Below are 25,192 nucleotides of genomic sequence, written 5' to 3' on the forward strand. Positions count from 1 at the left end.
GCGCAGTTCCCCGCGCCCCCATTCAGGGGCGCGGGGAACTGCGCAATCTTTTCGGCGTCAGGTGCGGCGGGCGTGCAGGACCGTGCCGTCCAGGGGGAGCGGGGTGCGGTCCAGGAGCGTGAGGCCCGCCTCGGTGAACAGCCGGGCGTAGTGGTCGGCCCGGCGCTCACGGCCGCCGACGTTGCACATCATGTGCAGATCCCAGGCCGTGGCCAGCGAGGCCGAACCGTCGGCGGGCAGGACGCGTTCGACGACGAGCAGATCCGCGGCGGAGGACATCGCGCGGGCACAGTGGCGCAGGATCTCCCGGCAGCGGTCGTCGTCCCAGTCGTGCAGGACCCGGGACAGGACGTAGACGTCACAGCCCGCGGGCACGTCCGCGAAGTCGCCGGGCAGGAAGGTGCACCGCTCCGCGTGCCCGGCCCGGCCGAGGACGCGGCGGGCGGTCTCGACGGTCTGCGGGCGCTCCAGCAGGAGGCCGTGCAGCCGGGGGTGCGCGGACAGGATCCGGCCGAGCAGTTCCCCGTTGCCCCCCGCGATGTCGACCACGGTGGCGCCCACGGGCGCCGAGGCGAGGACCGGGTGCGCGGGCAGCGGGTCGAACATCCGGGCACCGGCGGCCATCGACAGGTCGAAGAGTTCGGCGAGTTCGGGGTCGCGGGCGAAGTGGTCGAAGTGGTTCTCGCCGAAGCGCTGCTCGAAGGCGACCTGTCCGGTGCGCACCGTGTGCCCGAGCCCGGCGAAGGACTCGTAGAACGGTCCCCCGTACATCAGCGCCAGTGGCCGCATCGACCCCTCGGCGTCCGCGCGCAGCAGCGCCCCGGTGTCCGTGAGCCGGAACCCGTCGCGGTCCTCGCTCACCACGCCGAGCATCGTGAGATAGCGCAGCAGGGTGGCCAGGTTCGGCGCGAGGGCACCGGCCTCCCGCGCCAGTTCGGCCAGGCCGACGGCGCGCTCCCGGTCCATCGCGTCGGCCACCTCCAGTCGGGCGAACGCGGCGAGCGCCTGCGTCGTCCACGCCCCGGTCAGCAGCCGCAGCAGGGTCTCGGCGTGCTGCTGCCCCGGGTGTACGTCGTCGAGGTGGGCGGCGAGGACGTCACGGTGGTCGCCGGGCACGTACAGCTCCACGCGCCGGTAGCCGGACTTGGCCTCGGCGGGCGCGGTGAAGTAGAACACCGTGCCGTCCTCGTGCGGGTTGTAGCCGCCGCCGTCGGGGATGGCGCCGTACTGCCCGAAGGCCGCGCACAGGCCGCGCAGCACCAACGGGTCCGGTGCCTCGACCTCGAAGGCGACATGCGCCTCGCGCTGTCCCTCCCGCTCGTGCGCGGCGACCGTTTCGAGGTCCGAGCCCGGCGGCACGGTCAGCGCGAACACCTCGACCGTGCGCCGCGTCCCGTCCCGGCCGCGCACCGAGGGGCGCAGGATGGCGACGTCCAGCTCCGCCGCGGAGCGCCGGTGGCGTACGGCCAGCCGCTCGCGTACGACGACGCTGGGCCGTGGCGGCGCGTCCGCGGCGAGCCCGCAGTCGGCGAGCGCGGCGTACAGCGCGGCCTCGTCGGGCGGGAAGACGAGCAGAGCCGCGTGCGAGAAGGCGCAGCGCTCCGCCAGGGCGCGCAGCTCCGGGCCGTCGAGCCCGGGGAGCAGCAGCGGGAGGAGGGTGGCGGTGTCCTGTTCCTTGACGAATTCGACCGTCTCGCGCAGACGGGACATGTCGCCCGACAATGCCGTGATCACTACGGGTGGATCCTCATTCCGGGGTTCGGCTGACTGCGTACGGATGACTGCGTGGGAAGGGCTGCGCAGGGACGGCTGCGTACGGGCGGGACCGGCTAGATGCCGACGTAGTGCTCGGCGAACCAGTCCTGCTGACTGCGGGACGTGCGCAGCGAGGCGAGGCGGGCGCGGCGCAGGGAGTTGTGGAACAGCGACTCGCCGTCCGCGCCGGACGGGCCGTGCAGCAGCCCGATCATCCAGTGCGAGAACTCCTGCGCACGCCAGATGTGGGTCAGACAGCGCGCGGAGTAGGCGTCGAGGCCCGCGGGGTCGCCGCGCGTGAGGTCGTCGGTCAGGGCGTCGGCCAGGGACGCGGCTTCGAGGACCGCGAGGTTGGCGCCCTTCGCGGCGGACGGGCTGATCAGCCCGGCGGCGTCACCGGCGAGGAACAGGGCGCCGTGGCGCAGCGGTTCGAGCACGTCGGACTCCAGGTCGACGACGGCCCGCTGCACGACGCGCCCGCGGCGCAGCGGGCCGTACTCCCGTGCCCGCATCCGCAGTTCCAGCTCGTCCCAGATCCGCTCCTCGGACCAGGACGCGGCCGGGGTGCCGCGCTCGCACTGCAGGTAGTAGCGGGTGATGTCGCTGGTGCGGGCCATGTGTCCGGCGAAGCCGCGCTCGTGGACGGCGTAGCCGACGGCGTCCAGGCTGGGCGGCGCCTCGGCGAGCAGGCCGAGCCAGGTCACGCCGTGGTCGCGGTGGTGGCGGACCGTGCCGGCCGGCAGGGAACGGCGGGCCGCGCCGTGCCGGCCGTCGCAGCCGGCCACGTACCGGGCCCGCCACCGCAGGGGGCGTCCGTCGGCCTCGCGCGCGACCACCTCGGGCCGCTCGCTGTCGGCGTCGTGCACGGCCACGGCCTCGGTGCCGAACCGGATCTGTCCGCCGCGCTCCAGGAACCGCGTCAACAGGTCGGACACCAGGTCCTGTTGGGGATAGACGGTGTGGTGTTCCCGCTGCCCGAGCCCGCCGTAGTCCAGCCGGAACCGGCCGTCCCCGGTACGGAACTCGCAGACGCCGTGCGGTTGTCCGCGTCGGTGCAGCCCGTCGGCGAGACCGTGCCGGTCCAGGGTCCGTACGGTGCCGGGCGCGAGGAATCCGGCACGTGCGCGGGTCCGTACGTGCGCGGGTTCGGCCCGTTCCAGGACGACGCAGTCGATGCCCCGGTCCACGAGGATGTTGCCGAGCACGAGCCCGGCCGGCCCGGCCCCGAGGACGGCCACGTCGGTGATGTGGCCGGCTGGTTCTGGTCGGCGCTTCCCGTCTGTCACGAAACCAGATAGTAAACAGCCCAAAACCGGTCAGCGAACCTGATTCACCCGAATGCGTCGCTCGAACGACAAAGCGGGCGAGGGGTGTTGTTTTTGGAGTGAGGGTGGGGGGCTTCGGTGCGCTCAGGGGTGCGGGCCCGGTGAGGGCTGGTCGCGCAGTTCCCCGCGCCCCTGAAAGCAGGGGCTGCGCCCCCTGAAAGCGAACGGATTGCGCCGTTTCCGGCGCCCTTTGGGGGGCTGTGCCCGTGGGTCGGATTGGGGGGCTCGGGGGTGGCCTGGGTGGGGGGCTGTGTGGCTTCGGTGGGGGTTGGGGGTGCTTCGGGGGTGGTGGGCGGCTGTGGGGTCGACCTGTTTTCGGCAGGGCCTCACCGGCCTGCACGTGGCCTCGACGAAACAGCTCTGACCTGGTGTTTTACCGAGATTAGCCTAGGCTGAAGAGGTCTGCCGGACGTCAAGGGAGGGGCTCCATGACTGGAGACGGCACGGGGTACGACGCTGCCCGGATCGAGGTGCTGGACGGGCGGGAAGCCATTCGTAAGAGGCCCGGGATGTACGTCGGTTCGATCGGCGAACGCGGCCTGCATCACCTGGTGTTCGATGTCGTCGGCCGGGCGGTGGATCAGTTCCTGGCCGGCCGGTGTGGCTCCGTCGATGTGACGCTCACGGCCGACGGCGGCGTGCGGGTGGCCGACGACGGGCCGCAGGACCCCTTCGAGATCGACGAGGAGACCGGAGGTCCGGGCCTCGAAGCGCTGCTGACCGGCTTCCTCACCGACTACTGGCCCAGCGGTCGGCGCAGCGTGACGGTGAGCCACTTCAATGTCGGGCTCTTCGTCGTCAACGCGCTGTCGAGCCGGCTGACGGCGGAGGTGCGGTGCGAGGGCGTCCACCGGCTGCGGGAGTACGCGTGCGGCGCCGAGATCGGCCCGACCGTCGTCGCCGTGGAGCCGACGGCGGGAAGCGGGACGACCGTCGCGTTCTGGCCCGACACCGGGATCTTCGAGACGACGCAGTGCTTGTTCGCCGTACTGGCGGAGCGGTTCCGGCAGTTGGCCTTCCTCAACCGCGGCCTGCGCATCTCGCTGACCGACGAACGCCCGGCGGGCGGGACCCGAGCGGTCTCGTTCCGATACCCGGACGGAGTACGGGACTTCGTGGCCGCCCTCGACGCGGAGACCGGAATGTCCTTGGGCCGGGACGTCATCGGTTTCGAGCGGGAGGACCCACGGATGGCGGGGACGATGGAGGTGGCCCTCCTGTGGAGCGGCTCGGGCGAGGAGCGCACGCTCGGCTTCGCCAACAGCGGCGCCACTGCCGAGGGCGGCGCGCACCTGGACGGCTTCCGTGACGGGGTGACGGCCGCGGTCACCGCGTACGCGCGTGGGCGGGGGCTGTCGGCGGCGACGGACGCCGATCCCTGCGCGCACCGGATCGGCGCGGGACTCAAGGCGGTCGTGTCGGTGAAGCTCGACCGTCCCAAGTTCCTCGGATCGACCCGTGGACTGCTGGGCAACCCCGACGTACGGATGTGCGTCGGGGAGGCCGTCCGGGAGCACCTGGCCAACTGGTTCGAGGAGCGGCCGGAGCAGGCCATGGAGATCGTCGACCGTATGGTCCGGGGCACCCACGAGCTCTGAACCGTCGGCGGACCACGCCGTCGGACGTACGTGTGCGCCGGCGGTCCGACCCGGCAGGGGCAGGCCCGCTGCCGGACCGGGCAGCGGGCGGTCGGGGGGCGTGGTCAGCGCCGGTATTTCCGAGTGACCACCTACATGACCCAGCGCCCACGACCCGCGAACACAGGGGCCCGCAATCGCCCGAGCCGGCCGGCCGACTACCGCTTCCACTTGGTACAACCGGGCAGCCCGGACACCCCTTCGCGGCTTCCTGAAACGCAAATGTCCGCTGCCGAGCTGCTCCGTGACGACACCGAATCAGCAAGCTCCGCTCGCCCCCGCTTGACCGCGCAGCGGACAGCGAGTCGACCGTTCGGAGCGGCACCGTCACGCAACTTCAACGCCCACTGTCGCACTTCTTGTTAAAGTGACAGTAACTGAAGTAGCTTGTAAAGCATGCAAGTTGACGTGTGGTCACCCACGCCCGTGCTGCTGACGGTCGATCTCGTGATTCTGACGCTCCGTGAGGGGCGACTGTGTGTCCTGCTCGTGGAGCGAGGTGAGGATCCTTATCAGGGCATGCTGGCTCTGCCGGGCGGGTTCCTCAATCACGCTGGTGAGGAGATTCTGGACGCCGCCCACCGGGAGTTGCGTGAGGAAACTGCTCTGACTGCCGGGTGGGTCCATCTTGAACAGTTGGCCACCTATGGGACGGCAGGCCGAGATCCACGCGGACGAGTCGTATCCGTGGCCCACTTGGCGATCGCACCCGGGCTCCCCGAACCGGTCGCGGGAACGGATGCCACGGATGCTGCGTGGGTTCCCGCGGAAGCCGTCCTGTCTGGTGAGGTGGACCTGGCCTTCGACCATCGTCAAATCGTGACGGACGGAATCGAATGTGCGCGCGCCAAGCTCGAATTCTCGGCGCTGGCCACGGCATTCTGTGGAGAACTCTTCACCATAGTCGACTTGAAGCAGGTGTACGAGGCGGTTTGGGGCACCGAACTCGACACTCGTAATTTCTATCGGAAAGTCCAGGCCGCAGAGGGATTCATCACCCCGGCTGGCTCGGCGCGCAGGACCACGAGAGGGCGGCCCGCGCAGCTTTACCGGGCTGGGCCGAAGACGGTGCTGTTCCCGCCGTTGATCCGACCTGTGCCGTCCGTGACGGAAGAGGACGCGAGAGGGGAAGGGGATTAGATGTCGAACGACCTGGTGGTGATTCTGACCGCCCTCAATCTTGAGTACCAGGCGGTGCGCGGCAAACTGGTCGGCCTGCAGGTGCGCCGTCATGAGCGTGGGACACGGTTCGAGGTGGGAACCGTGCAGGGAACTTCATGTCGGGTCGCGCTCGGCCTGACGAACAAAGGGAATCATTCCGCCGCGGTGATCGCCGAGCGCGCGATACAGGAGTTCTCGCCGGTGGCCGTACTCTTCGTCGGCGTCGCCGGTGCCCTGTGGGACACCGCCAGGCTGGGCGACGTGGTGATGGCGACACATGTGTACGCCTATCACGGCGGGACCAGTGAGGACGACGGGCTCAAGGCCCGCCCCCGGGTGTGGGAGGCGGCGCACACCATCAGTCAGCTCGGTTCGCATGTGGCCCGTGTGAACGACTGGGCCGACGATACATCCGGTCGTGGGCGTGCGCCGCAGGTGCGCTTCGGTGCGATCGCCGCCGGTGAGGTCGTGCAGAACTCGAAGATCTCGGCAGAGGCGCGGTGGATCCGGCGGCACTACAACGACGCGCTCGCAATCGAGATGGAGGCCGCCGGCGTGGCGCAGGCTGGTCATCTCAACGGGGCACCGGTGGCCATCATCCGGGGAATCAGCGACCGGGCGGACGGTACGAAGAACAGCGCGAAGGACCGCAACTGGCAGCCACGGGCCGCAGCGAACGCGGCGGCATTCGCTACCCGGCTGGCCGTGGAACTGGTGAGAGAACAGGAGCAGATCGCCATGTCCCAGGCAGACAAGGCCCATAGGGGTGACGGGCCCGAAGAGCACGTCAGCAACACCGCCCACAACAGCACCGTTGGCATCATGGCCGGCTCGGTCAAGGAGAGCAGCGTCTACTTGCACGCAGATCGGAAGGTGTCCGATCCGGTGGACCTGATCGCGGAACTGGGTGCTTTCCGTGAACACTTGAAGCGTCACCACGCCGAGAGTTCCCTCGACGACGACACCTATCGAGAGGCGTTGGCCGAGTTGGGGTTCGCCCACCGGGCAGCAAAGGAGAAAACTCCCGAATCGCCCAAGAGGGCAACCATGGCGCTCAAGAGGTTACGAGGCCTGGTCGCGGAGTTTCCCGAGCTGGTGGCCAGGCTGGCGCCACTGGTCGTCGCGGCGGGTGACTCGTCATGAACGACGGCAGCGGCGGTACGCACAATTCTGCATACGATTCCACCGTTGGAATCCAGGCCGAGACCGTACACAATTCCAACGTCTATTTCGTGCATCCGGATGCATCGCCTCAGGAAAAATACAGGGTCGGTGTGCGGTTCCTGGAGGATGGCATCCCCAGCCGTGCTCGCGACATGATCAGTGACGCGATCGCCCATGGATACGAGAACGCGGAAGTCCGTTTCCATTGGGTGCTCGCCATGCTCAGTGCACGCGCCTACCACGACCTCAACACCGAAGAACTCCAGCGGCTGCACCATGCTTCCGGGCTCGTGCGGACCTACGCCGAGGGAGAGTGGAAGGACGCTCTGCGCATCGCCTTCGAACTGTTGGCGATGCTCAGCACCACGGACGGTGAAGCAGGGCGCGTACTGGAGCGGTTGCGAACCCTGTCACCTCGCCGGCGGGACGCGATCCTCCACCACTTCGACCTCGTACTCACCGGAGGGCTGAAGGACAGCCTGTGGGCAGAGAACCGCGAGCGGGCCGAGGCGGCTCGCTTCGGCGACGACCGGGTCCAACGGGTCTGGGCCTATTTCGAACCCGACCCCATCGGGCCACGAGCTCTACCGCCCCGCCCGAGCACCGCTGCCGCGGCGAGGGCGGCCCTCCCGGTCCGGGTCGGCCTGTTCGGCATCGGCACAGCGTTCCTCTGGATCCTGGCGCTGATCGCGGACCCGGCTGCGGCAGTCATTCAGTTGCTGGTGGCGCTCTGTGCGGGCCTGACCGCGGCGCACTTCGGCCCGCGATGGTGGTACCAGGAACATCAGCTGAAGGCCGGGAATCGTCAGCCCCCCATTCCGTACATGAGCGCTCCCGCCTCCGACCAAGACGGGTTCACCAAACGTGTCCGTCATTCGTTCGATCACTACTTCGGTATGCGAACGCCCTACGGATTCTCCCCGCAAGAATGGCTCGGTCGTACTGGCTACATCCGCAACAGCCTGGTCGTCGAGATCGCGTTTCTCTACCGCGAGAGTCGCATCAGTGTGGACCGGGTCAACTGGCTGATCCGCTATCTCGCTGAGGATGCCCGGGATCGCTACAACCGAGGCACTCTTTTCGATCGGCCCCACCAGAGCCAGACGTCGGTGGCGAAAGTGATGTGTGTGCTCGCCCTCATCGTTCTAGGCGTCACGACGCTGGGCCTGATCGGATCAGTGGCCTCGGATGCCGCTCCGCAACTGCCGCTGGCCGTCCTGGCTCTGGCCGGTTCGGTCTGGTCCGGACGCGCGGCGGCGTTCTCGTGGCTGGAGGCCGGGGGTGAAGAACGCCGAATGTCCGAGGAGGGCGAAGAATATCAAGCGAGGCTGAGCGCGAGGCAGGTCGCGTACCAGAACTGGAAGTCGTTCCTGGACGCCACGCGACCCAGTGAGCTGGAAATGGAAACCTGGCTCACCTGCGACAAGACGCTGTTCGTCGATGAAGCGCTCCGCCACTACCAGCTCACCTGGCGCGACCTGATCACCCACACCATCCTGGTGACACCCGCACGCCCCTACAAGCGAGGGCGTATGAAGGGTGGCCCTTGGCGATACTCGCGCTACAGCTTCCGGCTCTTCCTGGTCACACAGGATGGCGTTCGTGAAATCAGCACGGAATTCAATTTTGCCGACGCGAAACGTGGGGGCGAGCAGCGAAGCAACTACCGGTTCGATGCGCTGTCCTCCGTGCAGGTCACGGAACGCGCCCGTATCGGCTACGACCTGGAGCTCATCCTCACCAACGGGCCTGCCAGGAACATCCGAGTCAAAGACGCCGATACCCATCAACTGGCGCCGGACGAAAATGCCCAGCAAATAGCCGAGATCAACCTCAATGCGGCCGGCTTCGTCCACACCTTCCGCCTCCTGGAAGGGATCGCGGCGGACGGAAAGCGTTGGATAGAACGAAACAATCCCAACAATATTCCGTCCTTCCGTGCTGCCGACTGAGTCTTTCTCCAGGGTGGGCAGGGTCCGGCGCTCCGCACTCTGCCCACCCACTCCTCAGCCCAGCCGGGACCCGAGCAAAGGAATGGCCGTGGCAGTAAGAGAAGACGTCACTGAGGGCAGACTTTTACTGGTCGAGTACGATCGCATCAAGGAAGAGCAGAAAACCCGGATAGGATTTCGTGACAACCTGCTCTACTTCACGCTCGCCTCGTCCACCGGGGTCCTGGCGATCGCCATCCAGAGCGGGCAGGCTCAACTGCTGCTCGCTGTCCCCGTGATCTGCCTGGTCCTGGGCTGGACCTATCTGGTCAACGACGAGAAGATCTCGGCGGTCGGCTGCTATATCCGCGGCCAGTTGGGACCGCGGCTGGCCGAGCTCAGCGGCGCCCCCGGCGCAGTGTTCGGCTGGGAGAACTACCACCGCGACGATGCGAGCCGCACCACGCGCAAGCGACTGCAGACCGCTGTGGATCTCTTCACGTACTTGGCCTTGCCGATGACCTGTGTGACCGCATTCTGGTGCTCTCCGGCCGTCCAGCCCTTACCCCTGATCGTCTCCCTCGTGCAGACCCTTGCCCTGGCCGTACTGGGCTGGCAGTTTCTCCGCTATGCGGAGCGGTAGTACTGCTCCGAGGCTCCTGCTTCGAACCGCATCCGCCGTCCCGACAGGCGCAGCCTGGTGACCGCCTCCGCAGCGCTGGGCCCGCACCGAGAAGGGCGAGGCCCAATGGGTCCCGCCCATAACCACCGAAACCTCGGTCAGGGCCAGACCAGGCAGTAGGGCTGGTGGCCTGCCTCGTGGAGGCGGTGGCTGAAGTCCTGCCATTCGTGGAGGAGTTGGTAGACGTTGTACGCGTCGCGGGGGCCGCCGCGGTCCGGGACCGTCGACCAGATGAAGGCTGCCGCGCCCACGGCCTCCTCGCCTATGCCGCGGAGCGGGTCGACGACCGTCATGGGGAGCCTGACGACGGCGTAGTCCGGGTGGAGGACGACCAGTTCGAGCGGGGGCACCTTGTGCAGGGGTATGCCCTCGATGCCGGTCAGCACCATCGCGGCCATCGTCTCCGGCTTGATCTTCGTGAACATGCCGTTCATACCGAGCTCGTCGCCGCCGAGCTCCTCCGGGCGCATGGAGATGGGGACCCGGGCGGCGGTCGCGCCGTCCGGAGCCCCGAAGTATTTGTAGGTCACCCCCACCCGGCCACCATTCCCGCTGCTTCCTGGCCTGAGCTGGTCTGCCCCGCGGTCCGTGTAGTCCATACCGTCCATACGCGCGGACGGGTCGATCCGCTCAGGTTCGCTCTGCGAGCCTTGAGTCTGCCGTGCCTCGGCCGCTTCCGCCTCGCGCCGGTGCTTCCCCCGCCGGGCACGCCGAGGACCGAGGTCATCGGTCCCCTCGCCCAGTCCGCCACCGCGATGCATATCTCCACCCGACTGCTTTTCTAGGGTGCGCGACCCCCGCCACGCAACCCGATCATCGTGACAGTGACCTCCCCCACGGCCGCACGCCGAAACGTGCGTTGAAACACCTGTCCGCAGGATCTTCGCAGCCTCTGACACCATGGTCCGTGTGAGCTATCCGTACGAAGCCCCAGTTTCGCAGACTCTTTTCGACCGTGCGGCGGCCGTGACGCCCGGCGGCGTGAACTCTCCCGTCCGCGCGTTCCGCGCCGTGGGCGGTACGCCCCGGTTCATGGTGTCCGGTAACGGTCCATACCTGACCGATGCCGACGGGAGGGAGTATGTCGACCTCGTTTGTTCCTGGGGGCCGATGATCCTCGGCCACTCCCACCCCGAGGTGATCGCGGCCGTCCAGGCCGCCGTCTCCCGCGGCACCTCCTTCGGTACGCCGGGCGAGGGCGAGGTCGCGCTCGCCGAGGAGATCGTCGCCCGCGTCGAGCCCGTCGAACAGGTCCGGCTGGTGTCCAGCGGCACCGAGGCGACCATGTCCGCCATCCGTCTCGCGCGCGGGTTCACCGGGCGCGCCAAGGTCGTGAAGTTCGCCGGCTGCTACCACGGGCACGTCGACGCCCTGCTGGCCGCGGCGGGCAGTGGCCTGGCCACGTTCGCGCTGCCCGACACCCCGGGCGTCACCGGCGCCCAGGCCGGCGACACCATCGTCCTGCCGTACAACGACCTCGACGCCGTTCGGGAGGCCTTCCGCGCGCACCCCGGCGAGATCGCCTGTGTGATCACCGAGGCCTCGCCCGGCAACATGGGTGTCGTGCCGCCGCTGCCCGGCTTCAACCAGGGACTCAAGGACGCCTGCGCGGCGGACGGCGCCCTGTACATCTCCGACGAGGTCATGACCGGCTTCCGTACGAGCCGGGCCGGCTGGTACGGGGTCGACGGCGTCGCGCCCGACCTCATGACCTTCGGCAAGGTCATGGGCGGCGGCTTCCCCGCCGCGGCCTTCGGCGGGCGGGCGGACGTGATGGGCCACCTCGCGCCCGTCGGCCCCGTCTACCAGGCCGGCACGCTGTCCGGGAACCCGGTCGCGACCGCCGCGGGCCTCGCGCAGCTGCGGCTGCTCGACGACGGCGCGTACACCCGGCTCGACGCGGTCTCCGCGCAGATCCGTACGCTCGTCACGGACGCCCTCACCAAAGAAGGTGTGGTGCACACACTGCAGAACGCGTCCACCATGTTCTCCGTCTTCTTCACGGGGGAGGACGTACGCAATTACGAGGACGCGAAGACGCAGGAGTCGTACCGCTTCAACGCCTTCTTCCACTCGATGCTGGCGCAGGGCGTCTACCTGCCGCCGTCCTCGTTCGAGTCCTGGTTCGTGTCGACGGCGCACGACGACCGGGCGGTACAGCGGATCGCCGACGCCCTTCCGGCGGCGGCACGGGCAGCAGCGGAGGCCACGGCAGTATGAGTGACATCACCGTCGTACACGTGATGCGGCACGGCGAGGTCGAGAACCCGGACGGGCTGCTCTACGGGCGGCTGCCCGGGTATCACCTGTCCGAGCTGGGACAGCGGATGGCGGAGCGGGTCGCCGAGCACCTCGCTCCGCGGGACATCACGCATGTCGTCTCCTCCCCGCTGGAGCGGGCCCGGGAGACGGCCACGCCGGTCGCCGAGACGCACGGTCTCGATCTCGCGACCGACGCGCGGCTGATCGAGGCGGAGAACGTCTTCCAGGGGAAGACCTTCGGGGTCGGGGACGGGGCGTTGCGCAATCCCGAGAACTGGAAGCACCTGGTCAACCCGTTCAAGCCGTCCTGGGGCGAACCGTATCTGGAGCAGGTCGTCCGGATGATGGGGGCGCTGGACGCTGCGCGGGACGCGGCTCGGGGGCATGAGGCGGTGTGCGTCAGCCATCAGTTGCCGATCTGGATCGTGCGGTCCTTCGTGGAGCGGCGGCGGTTGTGGCACGACCCGCGCAAGCGGCAGTGCACGTTGGCGTCTTTGACGACGTTCACGTATCAGGGCGACAAGATCGTGTCCGTGGGCTATACGGAGCCTGCGCGTGATCTTGTGCCCGCGCATCTGTTGGCCGGGGCGAAGCCGGCGAAGGGCAAGTCGAAGGCGTTCGGAGCGTAGCTTTTCGCGGCCCTGAAGGCCCGGGCTGCGCCCGGCGTGCTTGTTCTCACAGTGCGGGCCCGGTGGGGGTCGGCCGCGCAGTTCCCCGCGCCCCTGAAGGGCGGGCCTGCGCCCCAGCCCCCACCGGCCCGCCCTTAAGGGGCGCGGGGAACGGCGCGCTCAGCCCCCACCGGGCCGCAGGTGAATATCCGGCCCCGCCACCTACCCCCCAGGGGCGCGGGGAACTGCGCGGTCAACTCCCACCGGCCCGCAGGTGAACAACGCGTCTCGCCGTGCAGCGAGCCGCCCGGTTCCCCGACCCCCGTCACAACTTCGCCATCGGACAGTCACCGAAATATCTAAGTGTGCGGGGGAACCCCCCTCTTCGTCGTGCCCTCTCACTACGTGTCCAGATTGCTTGGGCGCCGAGCACGACGAATGGGGACGGAAATGCACGACATCAGCCGAAGGGGAATGCTGGGCCTCGGAGCCGGGGCCACAGCCGCGGCGGCCATGGGGATCGCGGGCTGCGGCACCGCTCTCGGCGGCGGCGGCTCCCACCACGTCGGCGGTTCCGGAAAGCCTGGTGACAGCGGCAGCGCCCGCCCCGCCCGCCCCCTCGGCGACGGCTCCACCTCTTTCACCGGCAAGCAGCCCAAGCAGCCCGAGAAGCCCGTGCCCCTTCAACCCGGTGAAACCCCGCCGCAGTTCGTCGTCTTTTCCTGGGACGGCGCGGGAGATGTCGGCAACGGTCTCTTCGAGCGCTTTTTGAAGCTCTCCGAAGAGCACGACGCGCGAATGACGTTCTTTCTCTCCGGGCTCTATCTCCTGCCCGAGTCGAAAAAGCGCAAGTACCTTCCGCCGAACAACGCGCCGGGCGCGTCCGACATCGGTTATCTGACGGACGACCACATCAAGTCGACGCTGAAGAACGTCCGGCGGGCCTGGCTCGACGGCCATGAGATCGGCACCCACTTCAACGGCCACTTCTGCGGCGGCACGGGCACGGTGGAGAACTGGACTCCGGCGCAGTGGCGCAGCGAGATCGACCAGGCGAAGGCGTTCGTCAAGGAGTGGCGTACGAACACCGGCTGGAGCGAGAAGGACGTGCCCTCGCTGCCCTTCGACTACGAGAAGGAACTCGTCGGCGGTCGCACCCCCTGCCTGAAGGGCCAGGACAACCTGCTGCCCACCGCCCGGGAGCTGGGCTGGCGCTACGACGCCTCCTCGCCCGGCGGCACCCAGGTCTGGCCGGGCAAGAAGGAGGGCGTCTGGGACCTGCCGCTCCAGGCGATGCCCTTCCCCGGGCACACCTTCGAGGTCCTCTCCATGGACTACAACATCCTCGCGAACCAGTCCGTGAACTCGACCCAGGCTCCGCCCGCCAACTACCCGGCCTGGCGCAAGCAGGCGACCGAATCGTACATAGCTGGCTTCACGCGTACATACGAGACGAATCGTGCGCCCTTCTTCATAGGCAACCACTTCGAGGAATGGAACGGCGGCATCTACATGGACGCCGTCGAGAACGCGCTGAAGCACATCGCGGGCAAGAAGGACGTACGCCTGGTGTCGTTCCGCCAGTTCGTGGACTGGCTCGACGCGCAGGACGCGGCCGTCCTGGAGAAGCTGCGGACCCTGGGCGTGGGGGAGGAACCGACCGGTGGCTGGAAGGCCTTCCTCGGTCAGGACCAGGCCGCCTGAACCCCGCGAGGGGGGTGCGCAAGATCCTCGGAACGGACATGCGAAACTTTTCACATGAGTGCCGCCAGCCGTGCCGTCCAGCGCACCGACCGGACCCGTAGCCGCGCCGCCGTAGCCACCGGAGCGGCCGTCGCCGCGGCCCTGCTCCTGTCCGCGTGCGGATCCGGAGGCAAGTCCGGCGGGTCGGGTGACACCGGTTTCGTCACCGGCTCCGACGGCATCGCCACGGTCGGCAAGGGCAGCCGCGCACAGGCCCCCGAGCTGTCCGGCGAGACCATCGACGGCAAGCAGCTCGACGTCGCCGACTACAAGGGCAAGATCGTCGTCCTGAACGTCTGGGGCTCCTGGTGCGGCCCCTGCCGTCTGGAGGCCAAGAACTTCGTCAAGGTCTCCGAGGATCTCAAGGACCAGGGCGTGCAGTTCGTCGGCATCAACACCCGGGACACCAGCACCACCCCGGCCCTCGCCTTCGAGAAGGCGCACGGCGTCGAGTACCCGAGTCTGTACGACCCGACGGGCAAGCTGATGCTCCGCTTCAAGAAGGGCACGCTCAACCCGCAGACGATCCCCTCCACGCTCGTCCTCGACCGGGACGGCAAGGTCGCCTCCCGGTCGCTGTCCGCGCTCAGCGAGGACAACCTGCGCAAGATGCTCAAGCCGATCCTCGCGGAGAAGTGACCGCTCGTGTCTCTTCTCGTGGCCGCGGGCACCGACCTCAACCGGACCGTCCTCGACGGGGCGCTGGTGCTCGCCATTCCGATCGCCCTGCTCGGCGGGCTCGTCTCCTTCTTCTCCCCGTGCGTACTGCCGCTCGTACCCGGCTACCTCTCGTACGTCACCGGCGTCAGCGGCACCGACCTGGCCGACGCGCGACGCGGCCGGATGGTCGCCGGGGCCTCGCTGTTCGTCCTCGGCTTCACCCTCGTGTTCGTCTCCGGCGGGGCGCTCTTCGGCTACTTCGGCTCGACCCTGCAGGAGCACAAGGACACGATGTCCCAGGTGCTCGGCGTCCTCATGGTCCTCATGGGTGTGTTCTTCCTGGGGATGATGCCCTGGCTGACCCAGCGCGAGTTCCGCTTCCACAAGCGGCCGGTCGCCGGTCTGGTCGGGGCCCCGCTGCTCGGCGCGCTCTTCGGGATCGGCTGGACACCCTGCATCGGACCGACGCTCGCCTCCGTGCTGGCGCTCTCCTCCGACCAGGCGAGCGCCGGTCGCGGGGCCATACTGACGGTCGCGTACTGCGTCGGTCTGGGCGTGCCCTTCGTCGTCGCCGCCGTCGCCTTCCGCAAGGCGCTCGGCGCCTTCGGCTGGGTCAAGCGCCACTACGTGTGGGTCATGCGGATCGGCGGCGGAATGATGATCGCGACCGGTCTGCTCCTGCTGACCGGCGCCTGGGACGGCATCGTGCAGCAGATGCAGGGCTGGTCCAACGGCTTCACGGTAGGGATCTGACGCATGAGCGCGACACGGGACACCGACGCGAGGACCGACGGCCGGACCGACGAGAACGGTACGGCTGACACCGCCACGCGCGACGCCGGCGATCTCGGTGCCGCCGGGGCCCAGCTGTCCACCGCGCCCCGGGAGACGGTCATGCCCGGCTCCTTCGGCGGCGTGCGCACGCCGGGCGCCCTGGGATGGCTCGCCTGGACCGGCCGCGAGGCCACCGGCTGGGCCCGCTGGATCTGGCGGCAGCTGACCTCGATGCGGGTCGCGCTGATCCTGCTCTTCCTGCTGTCGCTCGGCGCGATCCCCGGCTCGCTGATCCCGCAGTCCGGGACCGACGAGACGAAGGTCGCCGACTTCCTGGCCCGGCACACCACGATCGGGCCGGTCTACGAGAAGCTCGGGCTGTTCCACGTCTACAGCTCCGCGTGGTTCTCGGCGATCTACATCCTGCTGTTCATCTCGCTCATCGGCTGCATCGTGCCCCGTACCTGGCAGTTCGTCGGCCAGCTGCGCGGCCGGCCGCCGCGCGCCCCGCGCCTGCTGACCCGGCTGCCCGCGTACACGACCTGGCGGACCGAGGCCGCGCCCGAGGAGGTCAGGGACGAGGCGCTGAAGCTCCTGAAGAAGCGGCGCTTCCGCGCGCACCTCGACGGGAACGCGGTCGCCGCCGAGAAGGGCTACCTCCGCGAGGTCGGCAACCTCGCCTTCCACATCGCGCTCATCGTGATGCTGGTCGCCTTCGCCTGGGGCCAGCTCTTCAAGTCCGAGGGCAACAAACTGATCGTCGAGGGCGACGGTTTCGCCAACACCCTCACGCAGTACGACGACTTCAAGTCCGGCAGCCTCTTCGACACGAACGACCTGGAGCCCTTCAGCTTCGTACTGGAGGACTTCGAGGGCACGTACGAGGAGACGGGACCCAACAAGGGCACGCCGCGCACGTACCAGGCGAAGGTCGACTACAGCGTGGGCGCGGACGGCAAGGAGCAGAAGAAGACCGTCAAGGTCAACGAGCCGCTCGACATCGACGACTCGAAGGTCTACCTCACCGCCCACGGCTACGCGCCCGTCGTCACCGTCCGGGACGGCAAGGGCGAGATCGTCTACCAGCAGGCCGTACCGCTGCTGCCGCTCGACTCGAACGTCACCTCGACCGGCGCGATCAAGGTCATGGACGGCTACAAGGACGCCAAGGGCAAGCAGGAGCAGCTCGGCTTCCAGGCGTTCTTCCTCCCTGCGTACGGGGGCGACGGCACCGCGGTGGTCTCGCAGTTCCCGGCGCTGCTGAACCCGGTGCTCAACCTCGCGGCGTACCACGGCGACCTCGGCGTCGACGCGGGCCTGCCGCAGAGCGTGTACCAGCTCGAAAAGAAGAACATGAAGGAGTTCAAGGACTCCAAGGGCAAGCAGCTGCGGGAGAACCTGAAGCCGGGCGAGACCATGCAGCTCCCGAACGGCGCCGGCTCGATCACCTTCGAGAAGGGGGTCAAGGAGTGGGCGAACTTCCAGGTCACCCGGCAGCCCGGGGCCGGCTGGGCCCTCGCCGGTGCCTTCGGCGCCATCTTCGGCCTCGCCGCCTCCCTCTTCATCCAGCGCCGCCGGGTGTGGGTGCGGGCCGTGACCGGCCCCGACGGCGTCACGGTCGTCGAGATGGCGGGCCTCGGCCGCAGCGAGTCCGCCAAGGTCCCCGAGGAACTGGGCGTCCTGGCGGGCCATCTGTACGACCTGGCGCCGGGCGCACCCGACACCCCGGACCAGCCCGAGAGCGACACCCCGGACCAGCCCGGGAACGAGACCCCCGAACCTCCCGCCGTACCTGCCGAAGGGGCTGAGACGAAGTGACTCTCGCCGCCGCAACCGACCTCGCCGCAACCGACTTCGCCGCCGCGACCGACCTGGCCGCCGCGACCAACGAGCACCTCGCGAACGTCAGCAACACGCTGATCTACTCCGCGATGGCCGTCTACACGCTGGCCTTCTTCGCGTACATCGCCGAATGGCTGCTCGGCAGCCGCAGCAAGGTCGGCCGGACGGCCGCCGCGCTGACCGCCGACCGGACCGGCAAGAAGGCGGCCGCCCCGGCGGTCACCGTGCAGAACGCGGGCGGCACCGCCGTACTGGAGCGGCCCCAGGTCGTCACGCGGGCCGCGGCCGGTGCGCGGGACGTGCCGGACGGGCCCGGCGCGCACGGCGGTGACGAGCAGGGCGACCTGTACGGCCGGATCGCCATCTCCCTCACCGTGCTCGCCTTCCTCATCGCGTTCGGCGGTGTGCTCGCCCGCGCCCTGTCGGTGCAGCGGGCGCCGTGGGGCAACATGTACGAGTTCAACATCACCTTCTCCACCGTCGCCGTCGGTGTGTATCTCGCGCTGCTGGCGATGAAGAAGAACGTCCGCTGGATGGGCCTCTTCCTGGTGACCACGGTCCTCCTGGACCTCGGTCTCGCCGTCACCGTCCTGTACACGGCGAGCGACCAGCTGGTGCCCGCGCTCCACTCGTACTGGCTGTACATCCACGTCTCCACGGCGATCTTCTGCGGCGCGGTCTTCTACGTGGGCGCGGTCGGCACGATCCTGTACCTCTTCAAGGACTCGTACGAGAACAAGCTCGCGACCGGCGGCAGGCCCGGCCGTTTCGCGACCTCGGTGCTGGAGCGGCTGCCCGCCTCGGCGTCGCTCGACAAGTTCTCGTACCGCGTGAACGCCGCCGTCTTCCCGCTGTGGACGTTCACGATCATCGCCGGTGCCATCTGGGCGGGCGACGCGTGGGGCCGCTACTGGGGCTGGGACCCCAAGGAGACCTGGTCGTTCATCACCTGGGTCGCCTACGCCTGCTATCTGCACGCCCGTGCCACCGCCGGCTGGAAGGGCCGCAAGGCCGCGTACATCGCGCTCGCCGCCTTCGCCTGCTGGCTGTTCAACTACTACGGAGTGAACATCTTCGTCACCGGCAAGCACTCCTACGCCGGGGTCTAGGGCCTGACGACAGGGGCTAGAGCCTGTCGTCAGGACCGGACGTGGTCCGGCCGAGGCGCAGGGCGCGGCCGGACAGGGCGTCCTCGGGCCAGTGCACGGAGGCCCGCAGCAGCGGCTCCACGTCCGTCGGCCGGAGCCTCGACAGATGCTCCAGTTCGGACCGCAGCCGCTCGGCGACGACCGGGTCCGGCAGCGCCAGCGGGTCGGTCACCTGCCAGACCCCGTACAGGAGTCGGCGTATCCGCAGGTGCAGGGCGGTGTCCGCGCCCTGCGGCGGGGGCGGGCCGGTGCCGACGCGGCCGAGCGCGACCCGGGTGCGGGCGTCGGACGCGGCGCCGCCGAAGCCGTCCGGGACGGGCACGGGGTGGTACGGCGCCGACGCGAGGAAGACCAGCGCCCGCAGCCACGCCTTCGTGTCGAGGCGGGGGAAGGCGTCGCGCAGATACGTGACGGCCGGTTCGGCGGCGCCCAGGGCGAGTTCGTGGTGGAGCCGGTAGAGGACCCGCTGCTCCTTCGGCCCCGGGCCGTCCTTCGGGCCGTCCCCCGTGCCGTCCGGCGCGGCCGGGATGTCCGTGTAGTGGGCGACGAGTGTGCGGTGGGCGGCCTCCCAGGTGCCGTGGTCCGGATCCCTGCGGTGCAGACCGAGCAGCAGCAGCGCCCGCAGGAACGGATCGCCGACGAACTGGCCGGGGACCGTGGGCAGGCCCTCCTCGGCGAGCCGCGCCTCCAGGGCCAGGACCCCCACCGCGCCGAAGTCGCCGGGCAGCCGGGCCGCGGCCAGCGCGCACGCCGACTCCCGGTCGTGGGCCACCGCCAGCAGCGCCAGCTCGTCCCGGTGGCCGTCCGGCGTGAGCCGGTCGAGGAGTTCGCGGTAGGCGGGCCGGCCGTCCCGCGCCCCACGCTTCCCGTGAGCCCCGTACACCCCGTGTGCCCCGTAGGCCTCGTGTGCCTCCTGCGGTACGAGGTCCGCGGTGAGCAGTTCGCCGGGTGTGCCGGCGCCCCGGGGGAGGTTCTGCCGGGCGGACTCGGCGAACAGCGTCGTACCGAGCGGGCTGCCGCGCGTCAGCCGGTGGGCGGCGCGCGGCAGCCGGGACGGTACGGCGAGGCCCCGGCAGGCCGCCTCGACGACGCGCGGGGTGTCGTCGGGGGACAGCGGTGACAGCGGGACGAGCAGCGCCCGCGACGAGGCCGTGCCGCCGGGCTCCCAGCCGCTCGCGCGAACCAGCTCGGACAGGGTGCTGCGGGTCGCGTTGCGCAGGGCCGGATGACCGTGGCCGCGCAGACCGGCGAAGAACACCACCCGGTCGGCGATGCCGTCGGCCCGGTCCCGCAGCACCGCTGTGATCAGCCCGATGCCCGGCGCGCTCTGCGCGTTGTCGATGAGGACCACCGGGCGTCCGGGCCGGTTCCCGCGCGGCAGCGGACCGCCGTACGCGTCGTCGAGATCGGCCAGCAGGGCCCGTACGAGATGGCCCTCGGTGTGGGTGCGCGGGTCGCCGCCCGCCCTGAAGCGGCCGGAGAGCAGAAGCAGTCCGAGCTTGGGGTTGCCGTCGGCGTTCGGGTGGTCCCGGTACCAGGCGGCGGCCTTGCGCAGCCGGCGGTGCGTGGGCGAGACCCCCTCGGAGAACGTCTCCAGGGCGGCCTCGACGACCGGCTCGACCACCGGACCCGTACCCGGCAGGGGGCCGGTGAGCGGGTCGGTGAGGCGGGCCGAGACCCGGCCGACCCAGCGGCTCGTGGGTGCGCCGACCCAGGACCCCGTGTCGTTCAGCAGCAGGATGCGTTCGGCCTCCCGACGGATGCGGGGCACGTTCCGGTCGTTCCAGCCGCCCGCCGCCACGGCCAGCAGGCCCACCGCGAGCCGGGGGAACGGGATCCGTCCCGCGTCGGCCACCGGCTCCGCGAGCTGCTCGGCGATCGTCACCAGCGCCTGTGCCACCGGCGACCAGACCTCGTGCGGCCGTCCCGCGGGAGGCCTCGCGAACCGGTCGGTCTCGCAGTCGATCAGCGCGAGGGGCGTATGGCCCCCGTACGCGGCCCGCAGCTCCGCCAGCACCGCGCTCTTGCCGAGCCCGCGGGCCCCGGCGAACACCACGAAGGGGATGTCCTTCGGGTGTTCGCAGGGACTGGGCCCGTGCTCGAACGGCCGCAGGCCGACGAGCCGTGGAGCGAGGCCGGGCGGCTCCGTGTCGAACAACGCCCCTCGGCCGTGCAGCCCTCTGCGCACCGCATCTCCCCCTGGGACCCCTCGGGTCCGGTTCTCGTAGAGGTGAGGTGTATCAACCGTGCGGCGGTCAGGGGGCGTTGCTTCGGAGTGGATCGATTGATGTCCGCGGGCTTACGCAAATGTCGGCGCCGTCGGCGGAGTCCGACCGGGCCCGGTTCAGTTCACGGTGATCGAGTCGAGTTTCGAGCGCAGGTACACATGGGAGTCGACGGGTTCGTACGCCACCCGGCCGACCGGGGCCGGAACCGACTCGACGCGGGTCCCCGGCGTGCACTCGCCGAAGTAGACGAGGGACATCAGCTCCTCGGTGGGCTCGTCGGCGGGCGGCGGCAGCACGCGATGGCGACCGGAGCGCCAGCGGTCGCCGGTCCAACGGGCCATCAGATCACCGATGTTGATGGTGAACGCCGCCGGGTCGAAGGGCGCGTCCTCCCAGCCGCCGTCGTCCGTCCAGACCTGCAGCCCGCCCTTGCCGGCCTGCCGGTCGAGGATGGTGACCGTGCCGAAGTCGGTGTGCGGGCCGATACGGAACTGGCCCTCCTCGGGCTCGCCGACGACCTCCCGGCCCGGGTACCAGTTGATGTTGAAGCCGTAGGTCGGGTGGTCCATGTGCCGGGTGAAGAAGTCGGGCTCCAGGCCCAGCGCCTCACCCAGCAGGGCGAGGAGATGGTTCTCCAGCTCGGCCATCCGTGCCAGGTACTCCTCGCACACGGCCCGGAGCCCGGGGGCCTCGGCCGGCCAGACGTTCGGCGCGCACCACTCCGCGTCGGTCTCCGGGTCGTCGAAGGGCTCGTGCGTCGCGAAGCTCAGCGACTCCTTCAGGTCGGGCGGGGTCGGAGTGCCCTCCGCGTAACCGTTGGCCTCGGCACCCGGACCGAGCCAGCCCCGGCCGCCGACCTGCACCGCGTACGGCTCCTTGGCCTCGGCGGGCAGCACGAAGAAGGCACGGGCCGCCTCACGGACGCGTACCCGCAGGCCGGGGTCGACGCCGTGACCGGTCACCAGCAGGAATCCGGCGCTCTGGAGCGCGCTGTCGACCGTCCGGGCGATCCGGGTACGGGCCTCGGGGTCGCCGGAGAGCCACGGACCGAGATCGACGGTCGGCACCCGGGGCCGCCCGTGGGCTGTGGTGTCACTCACCGATGTCCTCGTTCCACAGTGCGGGGTTCTTCGCGACGAAGTCGCGCATCAGGGTGACGCACTCGGCGTCGTCGAGGAGCACGATCTCCACGCCGTGCTCCGCCAGCCAGTCGTGTCCGCCGTGGAAGGTCTCGGCCTCCCCGACGACCACCCGGGAGATCCCGAACTGCCGGACAAGACCACTGCAGTACCAGCACGGCGAGAGGGTGGTCACCATCGTCGTACCGCGGTAGGAGCGCTGCCGTCCCGCGTCGCGGAAGGCGGCCGTCTCGGCGTGCGTGGACGGGTCGCCGTCCTGGACACGACGGTTGCGGCCCCTGCCGAGGAGGGTGCCGTCCGCGGCGTACAGCGCGGCGCCGATCGGGATGCCGCCCTCGGCGAGACCGGCCCTGGCCTCCTCGACGGCGGTCCCGAGCCAGGCGCGGGCCCGCGTCCTGTCGAAGCGCCCCACGTCTTCCAAACCGTCACTGTCGGTGCTCATGAAACCCACTCTCCCCGATCGCCCCCCGGGTCACTCCTCACGCCGGCCCCCGTTCGCCCGCGGGCCGGTGGGGGCGGGCCGCGCAGTTCCCCGCGCCCCTCAAGGGCGAAAAGACTGCGCTGTTCCCCGCGCCCTGAAGGCGAAGGCGAAAGACTCCGTCGTTCCCCGCGTCCCTGACGACGATGACAAACGACCGCGCGATTCCCCGCGCCTCTGGGTGGGACGGGGCGTAGCCCCTCCCCGAGGGGCGCGGGGAACTGCGCGCTCAGCCCCCACTCAGCCGCAGGTCGATCCAGAGGTCGTTCCCGCCCGGCAGGGTGTAGCGGTCGGACTCCACGTACCCGTGGGCCAGCGCGAACCGCAGGCCCGCGGCGTTGGCGGCCAGCACGACGGTCTCGATCGTCGTGGCGCCGAGTGCCCGGGCGAGCGCCAGCCCCCGTACGTGGAGCCGCTCGCCGACCCCCCGACGACGGTGGCCGGGGAGCACCCGGGCGATCACGGTGGCCGTCGCCCCCTCACCCTCCGGCGGCCGGACCGTCGTGCAGCCGACCAGCACGTCGTCGAGGTACGCGACCTCCAGCCGGTACCGCCCGGCCCGGTCGCGGACCTCGGCCGGGGACAGCGCGGCCGGCGGGACGATCACGTTGTGGACGTGCCGCCAGTCCTCCAGCGACACCTCGGAGACGGCGTCGACGGGCTCGATACGGAGATCGCTCATCACAGCAGGCAAGCGCGCGGGCAGACGACCCGTCAACCGGGTAAATACCGTTGTCCCTCCTCCGGGGGCCCGACGAGGATGAGGCCATGGCTGACTTCCTGGCTCCCGACGGCACCCGGCTCGCCTACCGCGAGGAGGGCGTGGCGGGCGAGCGCGAGCCGTTGCTCTGTCTGCCGGGCGGGGCGATGCGGGCGTCGGCGTATCTCGGGGACCTGGGCGGGCTGTCGGCGCACCGACGGCTGGTGCTGCTCGATCTGCGGGGCACCGGCGAATCCCAGGCACCGGCAGACCCGGCGACGTACCGCTGCGACCGGCAGGTCGACGACGTGGAGGCCCTGCGCGAACACCTCGGCCTCGACCGGATCGACCTGCTCGCGCACTCGGCGGGCGGCGACCTCGCGATCCTGTACGCGGCCCGGTGTCCCCGGCGCGTCCGCACGCTGACGCTCGTCGCCGCGCGGGCCCGAGCGCTCGGGGTGGACTTCACCGCGGAGCAGCGGCGGGAGGCGGCGGCCCTGCGCAGGGGCGAGCCGTGGTTCGAGGACGCCCACGCGGCGTATCTGAGGATCTGGGACGGGTCCGCCACCGACGCCGACTTCGACGCCGGAACCCCCTTCTTCTACGGGAGTTGGACCACCACCGCCCGGGCGCACGCGGCGGCCGAGGCGGCGCAGATCAACGACGCGGCGGCGGACGTGTACGCCTCCGAGGGAGCGTTCGCCGATCCCGCCGGGGTACGGGCCGCCGTCGCGGGGCTCGACGCGCGCGTCCTCGTCCTCGCGGGGGAACTGGACGGCGGCCCGCTGCCACGCGTCGCCGCCGGGGTCGCCGGCCTGTTCCCCCGCGGTGAGGCGGTGGTCCAGCCGGGCGCCGGACACTTCCCGTGGGTGGACGACCCGGCCTTCTTCGCGGGGACCGTCGTCAAGTTCTTCGCTGGTTAGGGCTGTTGGCGAGGATCCGCCGGTTCAGGAGGTGGGGGTCGGGGTCTCCTCGGTGAGCAGGCCCGTCGTCTTCAGGGCGGTCCAGAAGTCCGCCGGAACGGGGTGGTCGAAGAGCCGCACGTTCTGGGCGACCTCGTCGGCCGAGCGGGCGCCGACGACCACACTCGTGACGGCGGGGTGCCCGAGCGGGAACTGCACGGCGGCCGCGAGCGGCGGCACGTCGAAGTCCGCGCACACCTCTTTCAACGCCGCGATGCGCGCGACCAGTTCGGCGGGGACCGAGGCGTAGCCGTGGGGTGCTCCCGGGCGGGGATCGGCCAGCAGGCCGGACTGGTAGACGCCCGCGGCCATGACAGCGACCCCGCGCTCGGTGCACAGCGGCAGCAATTCGTCGAGCCCGGAACGGTCGAGAAGGGTGTAACGCCCGGCCAGCAGGACACAGTCCGGGCCCGGCGTCATGGCCTCCCGCAGGAAACGGGCCGCCACCGGCGCGTGGTTGACGCCGATCGAGACGGCGCCGACGACACCCGTGGCACGCAGTTCGGCCAGTGCGTCGTACGCCTGCGAGACCGCGGTGCCGAAGTCCTCGTCGGGGTCGTGCACATGGAGGACGTCCACCCGGTCGAGCCCCAGCCGCTCCAGGCTCTCCTCGACCGAGCGCAGCACCCCGGAGCGCGAGTAGTCGAGCCGCGGACCGACGCCCGCCGGAGGGTCCGCCCAGATCGGCTGGGTGTCGGGGCCTCCCGGTTCGATGATCCGCCCGACCTTGGTGCACAGCGCATAGGCGTCCCGTGGCCGAGCGGCGAGAGCGGCTCCGGTACGGGTCTCCGAGCGCCCGTAGCCGTACACGGGGGCCGTGTCGTACAGCCGTATGCCCAGGTCCCAGGCGGTGTCCAGGACGCGGGCCGCCTGTTCGTCGGACACCGGCTCGAACAGCCCGCCGAGGGAGGCGAGTCCCAGCCCGAGACGGCTGACCCGCAGTCCCGTGCGGCCCAGTGGTACGAGTTCGTCGGCTCTCGTCATCGGCCCGTG

At 70.1% G+C, this 25,192-nt stretch carries 21 protein-coding genes; 13 read left to right on the forward strand and 8 right to left on the reverse strand.

Annotated elements, in window-relative coordinates:
• Positions 1-57: 57 nt before the first annotated feature.
• Entirely contained in the window at positions 58-1,734 is a 1,677-nt protein-coding gene (locus ACFVH5_RS25305) for a methyltransferase (protein ID WP_385836051.1), read from the reverse strand.
• Between the two features lie 95 nt (positions 1,735-1,829).
• Complete coding sequence (locus ACFVH5_RS25310; RefSeq protein ID WP_385836098.1) at positions 1,830-2,993, reverse strand: 4-hydroxybenzoate 3-monooxygenase; 1,164 nt, start codon at positions 2,991-2,993, stop codon at positions 1,830-1,832.
• 515 nt (positions 2,994-3,508) lie between these two features.
• On the opposite strand from ACFVH5_RS25310, the gene ACFVH5_RS25315 reads away from it, so the two are divergent.
• The 5 genes from ACFVH5_RS25315 to ACFVH5_RS25335 all read left to right on the forward strand — a co-directional run bounded on the left by ACFVH5_RS25315 (position 3,509) and on the right by ACFVH5_RS25335 (position 9,616).
• Positions 3,509-4,678 carry a DNA gyrase subunit B gene (locus ACFVH5_RS25315; RefSeq protein WP_385836053.1) on the forward strand — a complete coding sequence of 390 codons (1,170 nt, stop codon included), beginning with the start codon at positions 3,509-3,511 and terminating at the stop codon, positions 4,676-4,678.
• A gap of 435 nt (positions 4,679-5,113) precedes the next feature.
• Positions 5,114-5,857 carry an NUDIX domain-containing protein gene (locus ACFVH5_RS25320; RefSeq protein WP_385836055.1) on the forward strand — a complete coding sequence of 248 codons (744 nt, stop codon included), beginning with the start codon at positions 5,114-5,116 and terminating at the stop codon, positions 5,855-5,857.
• Positions 5,858-7,021, forward strand: coding sequence for a purine phosphorylase (locus tag ACFVH5_RS25325; RefSeq protein ID WP_385836057.1), 1,164 nt, complete (start codon positions 5,858-5,860; stop codon positions 7,019-7,021).
• Positions 7,018-8,994 (forward strand): hypothetical protein, encoded by a 1,977-nt coding sequence (locus ACFVH5_RS25330; RefSeq protein WP_385836058.1) that lies wholly within the window; start codon positions 7,018-7,020, stop codon positions 8,992-8,994. Before ACFVH5_RS25325 ends, ACFVH5_RS25330 begins: the two co-directional genes overlap by 4 nt.
• Before the next feature lie 82 nt (positions 8,995-9,076).
• Positions 9,077-9,616: a hypothetical protein gene (locus ACFVH5_RS25335; RefSeq protein ID WP_385836059.1), complete on the forward strand. Its 540-nt coding sequence runs from the start codon at positions 9,077-9,079 to the stop codon at positions 9,614-9,616.
• Between the two features lie 137 nt (positions 9,617-9,753).
• On the opposite strand, the gene ACFVH5_RS25340 is transcribed toward ACFVH5_RS25335, so the two are convergent.
• The gene (locus ACFVH5_RS25340; protein ID WP_384806177.1) at positions 9,754-10,416 is read right to left on the reverse strand and encodes a hypothetical protein; all 663 of its coding nucleotides are present in this window, start codon (positions 10,414-10,416) and stop codon (positions 9,754-9,756) included.
• A 139-nt stretch (positions 10,417-10,555) separates the two neighbouring features.
• Here ACFVH5_RS25340 and hemL point away from each other — a divergent pair, with 139 nt between their 5' ends.
• The 7 genes from hemL (at position 10,556) to ccsB (ending at position 18,653) form a co-directional block, all read left to right on the forward strand.
• Complete coding sequence (gene hemL / locus ACFVH5_RS25345) at positions 10,556-11,875, forward strand: glutamate-1-semialdehyde 2,1-aminomutase (protein ID WP_385836061.1); 1,320 nt, start codon at positions 10,556-10,558, stop codon at positions 11,873-11,875.
• Entirely contained in the window at positions 11,872-12,546 is a 675-nt protein-coding gene (locus ACFVH5_RS25350) for a histidine phosphatase family protein (RefSeq protein WP_384806173.1), read from the forward strand. The genes hemL and ACFVH5_RS25350 overlap by 4 nt, the downstream gene beginning before the upstream one ends.
• A 429-nt stretch (positions 12,547-12,975) precedes the next feature.
• A complete protein-coding gene (locus ACFVH5_RS25355; RefSeq protein WP_385836063.1) occupies positions 12,976-14,229 on the forward strand; it encodes a hypothetical protein in 1,254 nt (417 codons plus the stop codon).
• Positions 14,230-14,283: 54 nt separating this feature from the next.
• Positions 14,284-14,907 carry a TlpA family protein disulfide reductase gene (locus ACFVH5_RS25360; protein ID WP_385836065.1) on the forward strand — a complete coding sequence of 208 codons (624 nt, stop codon included), beginning with the start codon at positions 14,284-14,286 and terminating at the stop codon, positions 14,905-14,907.
• Positions 14,908-14,913: 6 nt separating this feature from the next.
• Positions 14,914-15,681: a cytochrome c biogenesis CcdA family protein gene (locus ACFVH5_RS25365; RefSeq protein WP_384272260.1), complete on the forward strand. Its 768-nt coding sequence runs from the start codon at positions 14,914-14,916 to the stop codon at positions 15,679-15,681.
• A 3-nt stretch (positions 15,682-15,684) separates the two neighbouring features.
• The gene (locus ACFVH5_RS25370) at positions 15,685-17,520 is read left to right on the forward strand and encodes a cytochrome c biogenesis protein ResB (RefSeq protein WP_385836067.1); all 1,836 of its coding nucleotides are present in this window, start codon (positions 15,685-15,687) and stop codon (positions 17,518-17,520) included.
• Positions 17,517-18,653, forward strand: coding sequence for a c-type cytochrome biogenesis protein CcsB (ccsB, locus tag ACFVH5_RS25375; protein ID WP_384806165.1), 1,137 nt, complete (start codon positions 17,517-17,519; stop codon positions 18,651-18,653). Before ACFVH5_RS25370 ends, ccsB begins: the two co-directional genes overlap by 4 nt.
• 16 nt (positions 18,654-18,669) lie before the next feature.
• On the opposite strand, the gene ACFVH5_RS25380 is transcribed toward ccsB, so the two are convergent.
• The 4 genes from ACFVH5_RS25380 to ACFVH5_RS25395 form a co-directional block, all read right to left on the reverse strand.
• Positions 18,670-20,880 carry a hypothetical protein gene (locus ACFVH5_RS25380; protein ID WP_385836068.1) on the reverse strand — a complete coding sequence of 737 codons (2,211 nt, stop codon included), beginning with the start codon at positions 20,878-20,880 and terminating at the stop codon, positions 18,670-18,672.
• Between the two features lie 156 nt (positions 20,881-21,036).
• Entirely contained in the window at positions 21,037-22,020 is a 984-nt protein-coding gene (locus tag ACFVH5_RS25385) for an isopenicillin N synthase family dioxygenase (protein ID WP_385836070.1), read from the reverse strand.
• Positions 22,013-22,501 (reverse strand): nucleoside deaminase, encoded by a 489-nt coding sequence (locus tag ACFVH5_RS25390; RefSeq protein ID WP_385836072.1) that lies wholly within the window; start codon positions 22,499-22,501, stop codon positions 22,013-22,015. Before ACFVH5_RS25390 ends, ACFVH5_RS25385 begins: the two co-directional genes overlap by 8 nt.
• 265 nt (positions 22,502-22,766) lie before the next feature.
• Positions 22,767-23,219: a GNAT family N-acetyltransferase gene (locus tag ACFVH5_RS25395; protein ID WP_385836074.1), complete on the reverse strand. Its 453-nt coding sequence runs from the start codon at positions 23,217-23,219 to the stop codon at positions 22,767-22,769.
• Between the two features lie 86 nt (positions 23,220-23,305).
• On the opposite strand from ACFVH5_RS25395, the gene ACFVH5_RS25400 reads away from it, so the two are divergent.
• A complete protein-coding gene (locus tag ACFVH5_RS25400; RefSeq protein ID WP_385836076.1) occupies positions 23,306-24,160 on the forward strand; it encodes an alpha/beta fold hydrolase in 855 nt (284 codons plus the stop codon).
• A 24-nt stretch (positions 24,161-24,184) separates the two neighbouring features.
• Here ACFVH5_RS25400 and ACFVH5_RS25405 read toward each other — a convergent pair whose 3' ends face one another.
• Entirely contained in the window at positions 24,185-25,183 is a 999-nt protein-coding gene (locus ACFVH5_RS25405; RefSeq protein ID WP_385836078.1) for an aldo/keto reductase, read from the reverse strand.
• Positions 25,184-25,192 lie beyond the last annotated feature (9 nt).

This window comes from Streptomyces sp. NPDC127119 (assembly GCF_042677425.1).
Classification (GTDB): domain Bacteria; phylum Actinomycetota; class Actinomycetes; order Streptomycetales; family Streptomycetaceae; genus Streptomyces.

Excerpts from the sequence above, each read along its gene's own strand:
- ACFVH5_RS25315 (WP_385836053.1), top strand. The coding sequence starts at position 3,509 with ATGACTGGAGACGGCACGGGGTACGACGCTGCCCGGATCGAGGTGCTG.
- ACFVH5_RS25320 (WP_385836055.1), top strand. The coding sequence starts at position 5,114 with ATGCAAGTTGACGTGTGGTCACCCACGCCCGTGCTGCTGACGGTCGAT.
- ACFVH5_RS25325 (WP_385836057.1), top strand. The coding sequence starts at position 5,858 with ATGTCGAACGACCTGGTGGTGATTCTGACCGCCCTCAATCTTGAGTAC.
- ACFVH5_RS25330 (WP_385836058.1), top strand. The coding sequence starts at position 7,018 with ATGAACGACGGCAGCGGCGGTACGCACAATTCTGCATACGATTCCACC.
- ACFVH5_RS25335 (WP_385836059.1), top strand. The coding sequence starts at position 9,077 with ATGGCCGTGGCAGTAAGAGAAGACGTCACTGAGGGCAGACTTTTACTG.
- ACFVH5_RS25340 (WP_384806177.1), bottom strand. The coding sequence starts at position 10,416 with ATGCATCGCGGTGGCGGACTGGGCGAGGGGACCGATGACCTCGGTCCT.
- hemL (WP_385836061.1), top strand. The coding sequence starts at position 10,556 with ATGGTCCGTGTGAGCTATCCGTACGAAGCCCCAGTTTCGCAGACTCTT.
- ACFVH5_RS25350 (WP_384806173.1), top strand. The coding sequence starts at position 11,872 with ATGAGTGACATCACCGTCGTACACGTGATGCGGCACGGCGAGGTCGAG.
- ACFVH5_RS25355 (WP_385836063.1), top strand. The coding sequence starts at position 12,976 with ATGCACGACATCAGCCGAAGGGGAATGCTGGGCCTCGGAGCCGGGGCC.
- ACFVH5_RS25360 (WP_385836065.1), top strand. The coding sequence starts at position 14,284 with ATGAGTGCCGCCAGCCGTGCCGTCCAGCGCACCGACCGGACCCGTAGC.
- ACFVH5_RS25370 (WP_385836067.1), top strand. The coding sequence starts at position 15,685 with ATGAGCGCGACACGGGACACCGACGCGAGGACCGACGGCCGGACCGAC.
- ACFVH5_RS25390 (WP_385836072.1), bottom strand. The coding sequence starts at position 22,501 with ATGAGCACCGACAGTGACGGTTTGGAAGACGTGGGGCGCTTCGACAGG.
- ACFVH5_RS25395 (WP_385836074.1), bottom strand. The coding sequence starts at position 23,219 with ATGAGCGATCTCCGTATCGAGCCCGTCGACGCCGTCTCCGAGGTGTCG.
- ACFVH5_RS25400 (WP_385836076.1), top strand. The coding sequence starts at position 23,306 with ATGGCTGACTTCCTGGCTCCCGACGGCACCCGGCTCGCCTACCGCGAG.
- ACFVH5_RS25405 (WP_385836078.1), bottom strand. The coding sequence starts at position 25,183 with ATGACGAGAGCCGACGAACTCGTACCACTGGGCCGCACGGGACTGCGG.